This window comes from Trichothermofontia sp., assembly GCF_053493415.1.
This window is the reverse complement of the sequence record NZ_JBRCAD010000069.1, coordinates 1-7,443: the sequence shown is the minus strand read 5'-3', so window position 1 is coordinate 7,443 and position 7,443 is coordinate 1. Positions and strand designations below refer to the sequence as shown.

The 7,443-nt window shown below is 57.0% G+C and carries 6 protein-coding genes and 1 tRNA gene; 4 read left to right on the top strand and 3 right to left on the bottom strand.

The features are described from left to right. Positions 1-206: 206 nt before the first annotated feature. From ACWIUF_RS05960 to ACWIUF_RS05950, 3 genes are all read right to left on the bottom strand, one after another. A complete protein-coding gene (locus tag ACWIUF_RS05960) occupies positions 207-1,007 on the bottom strand; it encodes a TrmH family RNA methyltransferase (RefSeq protein ID WP_448571372.1) in 801 nt (266 codons plus the stop codon). Positions 1,008-1,051: 44 nt separating this feature from the next. After that, positions 1,052-1,136, bottom strand: a tRNA-Leu gene (locus tag ACWIUF_RS05955). Between the two features lie 314 nt (positions 1,137-1,450). Continuing rightward, complete coding sequence (locus ACWIUF_RS05950) at positions 1,451-2,467, bottom strand: type I glyceraldehyde-3-phosphate dehydrogenase (RefSeq protein WP_448571371.1); 1,017 nt, start codon at positions 2,465-2,467, stop codon at positions 1,451-1,453. Between the two features lie 878 nt (positions 2,468-3,345). Here ACWIUF_RS05950 and murC point away from each other — a divergent pair. The 4 genes from murC (at position 3,346) to ACWIUF_RS05930 (ending at position 7,168) form a co-directional block, all read left to right on the top strand. Continuing rightward, complete coding sequence (gene murC, locus ACWIUF_RS05945) at positions 3,346-4,881, top strand: UDP-N-acetylmuramate--L-alanine ligase (RefSeq protein WP_448571370.1); 1,536 nt, start codon at positions 3,346-3,348, stop codon at positions 4,879-4,881. Between the two features lie 48 nt (positions 4,882-4,929). Next, positions 4,930-5,958, top strand: a complete 1,029-nt coding sequence (murB, locus tag ACWIUF_RS05940; RefSeq protein ID WP_448571369.1) for a UDP-N-acetylmuramate dehydrogenase — start codon at positions 4,930-4,932, stop codon at positions 5,956-5,958. Between the two features lie 62 nt (positions 5,959-6,020). Continuing rightward, positions 6,021-6,374, top strand: coding sequence for a YbaB/EbfC family nucleoid-associated protein (locus ACWIUF_RS05935; protein ID WP_448571368.1), 354 nt, complete (start codon positions 6,021-6,023; stop codon positions 6,372-6,374). Positions 6,375-6,796: 422 nt separating this feature from the next. Beyond that, positions 6,797-7,168, top strand: coding sequence for a PadR family transcriptional regulator (locus ACWIUF_RS05930; protein WP_448571367.1), 372 nt, complete (start codon positions 6,797-6,799; stop codon positions 7,166-7,168). Positions 7,169-7,443: the final 275 nt, after the last annotated feature.

Here is a 7,443-nt window from a genome sequence, read left to right as displayed (position 1 = left end):
CCACTGGCCCGAAGTGGGGAATCTTCACCCGCCTATCGGCCCTAGCCATCCCCCGTTCAGCCGCCTGCCGATGGCCGCTCATCCACCCGCCCAGAGATTGGCTTTGATCCCAGCGACCTAGAGCAGGCGATCGCAGATATTGAACAATACCTACAACACCAAGCGGGTTAATCAAGCGGGTTGATCACGCGGGTTAATCACGCGGGTTAATTCCCATCGCCAATCCATGACTGCCGTTGGCGTTGCACTTCGTACAACATCAGGGCTGCCACGATCGCTACATTCAAGGACTCCACTGGCCCGAAGTGGGGAATCTTCACCCGCCTATCGGCCCTAGCCACAAGATTAGTCGGCAACCCAGCGCCTTCATTGCCCAAGAGGATCAAGGTCGGGGGGCGGAAATCAGCCTGCCAATAGGCGAGCGAGGCCGTGGGACAGGTCGCCACAATCTGAATACCTTGAGCCTGCCAGTCGGCGATGGCCGATCGCCAGTCCGGAACTACGGTTAATGGGAGCCGGAACCATTGTCCTGCCGAGGCCCGCAAGACCTTGGGATGGTGAGGCTCAACACTCTCTGGACTTAGCCAAATGCCCTCAGCTCCCGCCGCCACGCTGGTACGAATCAGGGTGCCCAGGTTGCCCGGATCTTGTAGCCGATCAACCAGCAAGCCCAACTTAGGGCGACTCGGTACCGGAAGGGAACGTTGACCCTGACTGGCCACTGCGACAACCCCATCCGGATGCACCGTTGTCGCGATCGCCGCCAACACCGCTGGGCTGACCGACTCCACCCGTCCCGCCCGTTGGGTGACCTGCTGCCACAGATCGGGATAACGGGCTTGCCACGCTTCGGTATGACAAACGGTGTGTAGAGGATAACCGATTGCCAGGGCCTCTTGGATGAGGTGGGTACCCTCTAGCAAAAATTGGTGTTGGCGTTGCCGTTCCTTAGCTTGCTGAAGTTTGCGTAGCTGCTTGACCAGCGGATTTTGCAGGCTGGTTAACATTAGCGAGGGATAAAGGTTTATAGGAGTGACCCTTCTGGCTGTAATGCGGAACCCGGGACTTGAACCCGGAAGTCCTTATCAGACACTAGAACCTGAATCTAGCGCGTCTACCAATTCCGCCAGTTCCGCATAGACGGTGCTGCACCGCAGTTTCCCATTGTGGCTGATTAGGGGAAGAACGTCAAGACTCTGTAGAAAATTTTGCGACGGGTGTTGAGTTCAAAATTCAAAATTCTGGCGGGGTGGGTTTATCGGACGTGTCGGTTATCCGGAAGGGATTGGGGGTACCCAACCCCTTGGTATGCTGAGGACTCGGTAACCCGTCTACCCCAATTGTTCTGGGGTAAAGCAACTTTAGGACATCCTGCCGCTTCGGGTAGAAACCGGTAGGATGCCCAAACTCCGATCAGGGATGGGAGTAAGGTGGCAATGGCAGCGCTAGCCTAGCGCCACTTGGCCGCCACGAGTTCAGCCAGGTCAACTACCCGCTGGCTATAGCCCCACTCGTTGTCGTACCAGGCGACGACCTTCACCATGTCACCGCTCATCACCATCGTCAGGCTGGCATCGACGATCGACGAGGCATCATGGCCCCGATAGTCGATCGACACCAGGGGCAGGTCGCTGTACTCCAGAATGCCCTTGAGGGGACCCTGGGCGGCGGCTTGTAGGGCTTCATTCACCTGCTCCGCGAAGGTCGGTTTTTCCACCTGGGCCACAAAGTCGACAACGGAGACATTGGGCGTGGGCACCCGCAGGGCAATCCCGTTCAGTTTCCCACTCAGTTCCGGCAATACGAGGGCGACCGCCTTCGCCGCACCCGTAGTCGTGGGGACAATGTTTAGGGCCGCCGCCCGTGCCCGCCGCACATCGCGATGGCTGGCATCCAGCAGGCGTTGATCCCCCGTGTAGCTGTGGGTGGTGGTCATCATGCCCTTGATGATGCCGAATTGTTCGTGCAACACCTTGACCACGGGAGCCAAGCAGTTAGTCGTACAACTGGCGTTGCTGATTACGTCATAGCGATCGTGTTCGTAATCCGTGTGGTTGACCCCCATCACGAAGGTGCCCACGTCTGCACCCTTACCTGGGGCCGTAATCAGCACCTTCTTGGCCCCGGCATTGATATGCTTTGAGGCCCCTTCCTTACTAACGAAAACCCCGGTGGCTTCGATGATCAAACCGATATTCCATTCCCGCCACGGCAGGTTTTCCGGATTGCGATCGGAAACGCACTTGATCGTCTTGCCATTAACCGTGATGGAATTATCGTCAGCAACAATGTCAACGCCTTCGAGGGTCCCCAGCATGGAGTCATACTTCAACAGGTGAGCATTCGTTCTGGGGTCAGAAGTGTCGTTGATGGCGGCCACTTCTAAATTGGAGTTTTCGCGGCCCAACCAGCACCGCAAGAAATTACGCCCGATGCGTCCGAACCCATTGATTGCGACTCTAACCACTGCGTCTTACCCTCTAAAATTCAATCAGTTTTGATTAAGCCTGGTAATGACCCCGATCATACCGCAAAGGGGTACGGGCTTCGGCGGGAAAATCCCGAACTTCCCCACCGGGGATCAGCGATCGCGCGGCAATGATCCAGAGAGTTCCTGGGTGCCCCTGCCTGGGTGGTCGAACCGGGTTGCAGGGAATTGCGCCAGGGAATCGCTGCAACCCAGAGGCCCCCCTAGGCAGAATGCTTGACCACCCGTAGCCTGACCCCAGGCCAGGAGCCGTTTGCCTCCCCGGCTCCCTAGGGGGAGGGGGAAAGCACAGGGGCTAGGTCGGAGCCAGGGGGAGCGTGGGACGGCATCGGCTGAGACAATCGGGAGCGATCGTCCCCAGGTCAGAGGCGGCGAGCCGCTATCCCTCCCTGGAAAAAGCTTGGTTAGACTAGAGCCGGACCAGCGATCGTCCGTGGCCAAACCTGAAAGCGTGGCTCCCAGGTCCAACCGGCCCCCCCTTGGCAAACCACAGTCAAAATGCGGCCCAGACACCTCCCAAAACTAGGGGTGATCGTCCCAATTCATCGTTGTGGCAGGCTGACCCACTGGCTGCCCCAAACCCTCCGGATACCCTTCTCCCAACAGTGCAGAGACTACAGTGCAGAGGCTAAGGAACAAAAGACAAAGAGGCTCAATAATGGCATCGACGGAGCAATCTGGGCAGACTGGGGTATACGCTAGGGCTGTTTTGGCCCGTAGCGATTAGGTTTGAATAGAGAGGACTGGAACTCGCTTCCCAAGTGTGATCATCCCGCCGGGAAGGAAACAGGTTCACATGTTAAAAAAATTTCCTGTATGATATCGCGTGTTATTGGTGTGGTGTGTAAGGAGCGAGGATGCTGAATTCGATTGACTTCAGCGGCAGGCCATTCCACTTTATCGGTATTGGTGGGATCGGTATGTCAGCCCTTGCTTACGTCCTAGCAAAACGTAAGCTACCGGTTTCTGGTTCAGACCTGCGGCTTAACCCGATTACGGAACGACTGCAATCCCTAGGCGTACAGGTCGTCTGGCAACAAGATGCTCACTACCTGGAGCAACAAGCCCAAGGGTCAGAGGCTGACCAAGAAGCCGCTCGCCCACAACCCAACTTGCCCCAGGTGATCTGCTCCACGGCGATCGCGGCTGCCAATGCCGAGTATCAAGCTGCCGTTGCGTTGGGGTGTCCGATCTTTCATCGTTCGGAACTGCTAGCTGCTCTGCTCCAGGACTACCAAAGTATTGCGGTGGCAGGCACCCACGGGAAAACCACCACCAGCAGCCTGATTGGCTACCTCCTCTGGCGCGCCAACCTCGATCCCACGGTGATTGTGGGAGGAGAAGTGGATGCTTGGGGGGGGAATGCCCGTGTTGGCCAGGGACCCTATCTCGTGGCGGAAGCCGATGAATCGGATGGTTCGTTGACGCGCCTGGTACCCACGATCGGCGTGATCACCAATATTGAACTGGATCACCCCGACCATTACGCCTCCCTCGCCGAGGTCGTTACAACCTTCCAAACCTTTAGCCAACAGTGTCAAACTGTCATTGGCTGTATCGACTGTCCCACGGTGCGATCGCACTGTCCGCCCAGCATTAGCTATAGCTTAGACCCGACCCGCGGTGCCACCTACACGGTGGATGCCGTGCAGTACGGAGCAAACGGCACCCAAGCCCAAGTCTGGGAACGGGGGCAGCGGTTAGGAACACTTTCCCTACGGCTGTTGGGTCCGCATAACCTGAGTAATGCCCTCGCGGCGGTGGCGGTTGGGCGGTTGCTAGGGCTACCGTTTACAACGATTGCCCAGGGATTAGGTGAGTTTACGGGCACCCGCCGCCGCTTTGAACACCGGGGGACTGTTGCTGGCATGGTTTTCATTGATGACTATGCCCACCATCCAAGCGAGTTACGGGTGACCCTAGCAGCGGCCCGTCTACAACTGGGTATGCCGATTTCGGCGATATCGGGGGCCGATACACCCGCACGGCCTCACGCGCCAGAAGCTGGGGTTATTCAGCGGGTCGTAGCTGTGTTTCAACCCCATCGCTATAGCCGCACCCAGGCATTTCTGGCCGATTTCGCTCAAGCCTTTGGGGATGCCGATCTGGTGGTGATGACGGACATCTACAGTGCCGGTGAGATGAATACAGGCAACATCACGGGACCACAGGTCGCCCAACTGGTACAAGCCCATCACCCCCATGTCGTCTATCAACCCTCGTTGGCAGCGGTCACGGCCTATCTCAGCCAAACCCTAGCGGCAGGTGATCTGGTGCTGTTTTTGGGAGCGGGTAATTTAAACCAGGTGATTCCCGATCTGGTGGCACGGTATCGATCGCCCGCTGCTGCTCACTCACCAGTCGTGCAACGCGATCCCGCCCTACTGGCCTAGCTGGCTAGTCCTAGCCCCTTGCTCACCCTTCATCCTCGCGAACGCAACATGACTCTCTCCTACGACCCTCCTAGCTTGCAATCCTCAACCCGGTCCCTTGCCGAGAAGTCGAAATCCTCGCTCCACGATCGACCGACGGGCCCCCTCGTCATCCTCAAACCGGAAAGAACGTCCCTGAAGTTGCCAGGCACCGACTGTGTGATCAAACCCAATGTGCGTCTGGCCAGCCTCACCTCCTTCCGAGTGGGGGGACCAGCCGAATGGTACACCGCACCCCAACGGGTTGCTGATCTAGCCGCTAGTGTGGCCTGGGCCGATCGGGAAGGCTTGCCCATTACGCTGCTGGGAGCCGGGTCTAATCTCTTGGTCAGTGATTCCGGCCTGCCGGGATTGGTGATTTGTACCCGGCATCTGCGGCACATGCACTTTGATGAGACAACCGGACAAGTGACCGTTGGGGCAGGGGAACCGATCGCCCGGTTAGCCTGGCGGGCAGCAGAACGGGGCTGGCAAGGGTTGGAGTGGGCCGTGGGGATTCCCGGTACTGTCGGTGGCGCCGTGGTGATGAATGCGGGTGCCCATGACGCCTGTGCCGCCGATCGCCTAGTGAGTGCCCAAGTCCTCAACCAGGAGGAAAGTCTAACGGAACTGACCCCCAAGGATTTAGACTACAGCTACCGGAGTTCCCGTCTCCAAAGTATTCCGCAACTGGTTGTTCAGGCGACGTTCCAACTTGCACCAGGGGTTGATCCCCAGCAATTGATGGCCACCACCAGTCAAAACCTCGAACAGCGTAAGAGCAGTCAACCCTATCACCTCCCCAGTTGTGGCAGTGTGTTCCGCAATCCCCACCCCTATAAGGCGGGTTGGTTAATCGAACAATCGGGCTTGAAGGGCCATCAAATTGGTGGAGCGCAAGTGGCGCAGCGCCATGCCAACTTTATTTTGAATCGCGGTAATGCCACTGCCAATGACATTTTCCGGCTCATTACCCACGTTCAGGAGCGAGTTGCCGAACACTGGTCATTATCGTTAAAACCAGAGGTTAAGATCCTAGGAGATTTCCAACCGGCCTAGTCTCCCCTAGTCAGGGTGAATGGGAATGCTAAAGTGTTCATTGCAGTACAGATGACAAGGTTATGACCAAAGGACAAGGGCAAGGGCAAGGATTCGGCTTCGGTCTTGGCAAAATGAAAGAACTGGCAGAAGCCTTTAAGAAAGCACAGCAAGTGCAAGAAGGGGCCAAGAAGCTTCAGGAAGATCTCGAACAAATGAAGATCGAGGGGGAAGCTGGCGGTGGCCTCGTTAAGGTTGTCATGACGGGTAATCAGGAGCCAATTCGGGTAGAAATTTCTCCCAATGCGTTGAGCGAAGGGGCGGAAGTCCTGTCGGATCTCGTCACTACAGCCATGAAGGATGCCTATAACAAGTCAACTGCCGAGATGCGGCGTCAGATGGAAGAGTTAACCAGTGGGTTGAACATTCCCATGTAAGTTGAGACGAGCCAAGGGACATGTGGGCACGGTCATAAGACTGGGAGAAGTCAGTCAACCTTAAGGTCTCTGCGGGTGGCCTAGATATCACCCCCGGTTGAGTGGGTTTGCCGCCTTTCCTGTCCCAGGCCAGAGATAGTCCAGGAAACCATTGTGTTCAGTGAGCGTGCCTGCGGTCCTCCCACCCCATTGACGGGGTGGGAATAATTGCGGTCTTTAGGTTGCCCAGGAAACAGAAATTTACTGTTAGCTGCTCTAGAGTAGGCTACGTTGGCTGCCTGATAGCAGGGGAATGTCTCTGCCAAGTGGGGGCGATGCTTGCGATCGCGTCCGCCACCAGGGAAGTAAAAGTAAATGGTGCTTGCTGGGCACCTGGAGCCGCCACCCTTGGTTTTCAGTCTGAACACATGGACCTGCTTACCATGAAGTTTGAAGACATTTATCAGTTTTTCCGAGACCCGCCGCCTATCTATCTGAATAAAGAATTGGCGGTGTGCTACATCCTATCGGTCTTGCTGGAACGGGATTCCTACGGGACAGAACTGATTCAACAATTGGAACACCATTACCCCGCCTATCGCCTATCGGATACGGTTCTCTATGGTGCTCTGAAATTTCTAGAGGATGAGATGACGATCGTGGGGTACTGGAAAAAGGTGGAAGGTCGGGGGCGTCCGCGCCGAATGTACCAGGTCGCCACGGAGGGACGGCAGCGGGCACGGGACTTAGCCCGCCTGTGGGGAGATTATGTTCATCAAGGGCTAATAAGCAGAGTGAACGCCCAATCCTCGTAAGCCCGTCCTTTTGACAACTCCCCGGCCTAAAGGCGCGGGGATTCTTGGATCACAGGGTGTCTTAGACATTGCCCTCACCAAGCAGCGTCAGCGAGGCCTGATCGGGTAGGTGGGGGGGTCTTCTGGTTCGGGCCATCGCGACGCCTGCTGGCCCGAGGGGGCAAAACGTAGCTATTCCGTGCTACTCGGTGGAGAGTCAGGGGGTGGGGAGTTACCAGGTGTTGTTTGTGATGGGTCTAACGTCGGGTCAGCAGATGGGGATGTGGGGCTAGGGG

Excerpts from the sequence above, each read along its gene's own strand:
- ACWIUF_RS05960 (WP_448571372.1), bottom strand. The coding sequence starts at position 1,007 with ATGTTAACCAGCCTGCAAAATCCGCTGGTCAAGCAGCTACGCAAACTT.
- murC (WP_448571370.1), top strand. The coding sequence starts at position 3,346 with ATGCTGAATTCGATTGACTTCAGCGGCAGGCCATTCCACTTTATCGGT.
- murB (WP_448571369.1), top strand. The coding sequence starts at position 4,930 with ATGACTCTCTCCTACGACCCTCCTAGCTTGCAATCCTCAACCCGGTCC.
- ACWIUF_RS05935 (WP_448571368.1), top strand. The coding sequence starts at position 6,021 with ATGACCAAAGGACAAGGGCAAGGGCAAGGATTCGGCTTCGGTCTTGGC.
- ACWIUF_RS05930 (WP_448571367.1), top strand. The coding sequence starts at position 6,797 with ATGAAGTTTGAAGACATTTATCAGTTTTTCCGAGACCCGCCGCCTATC.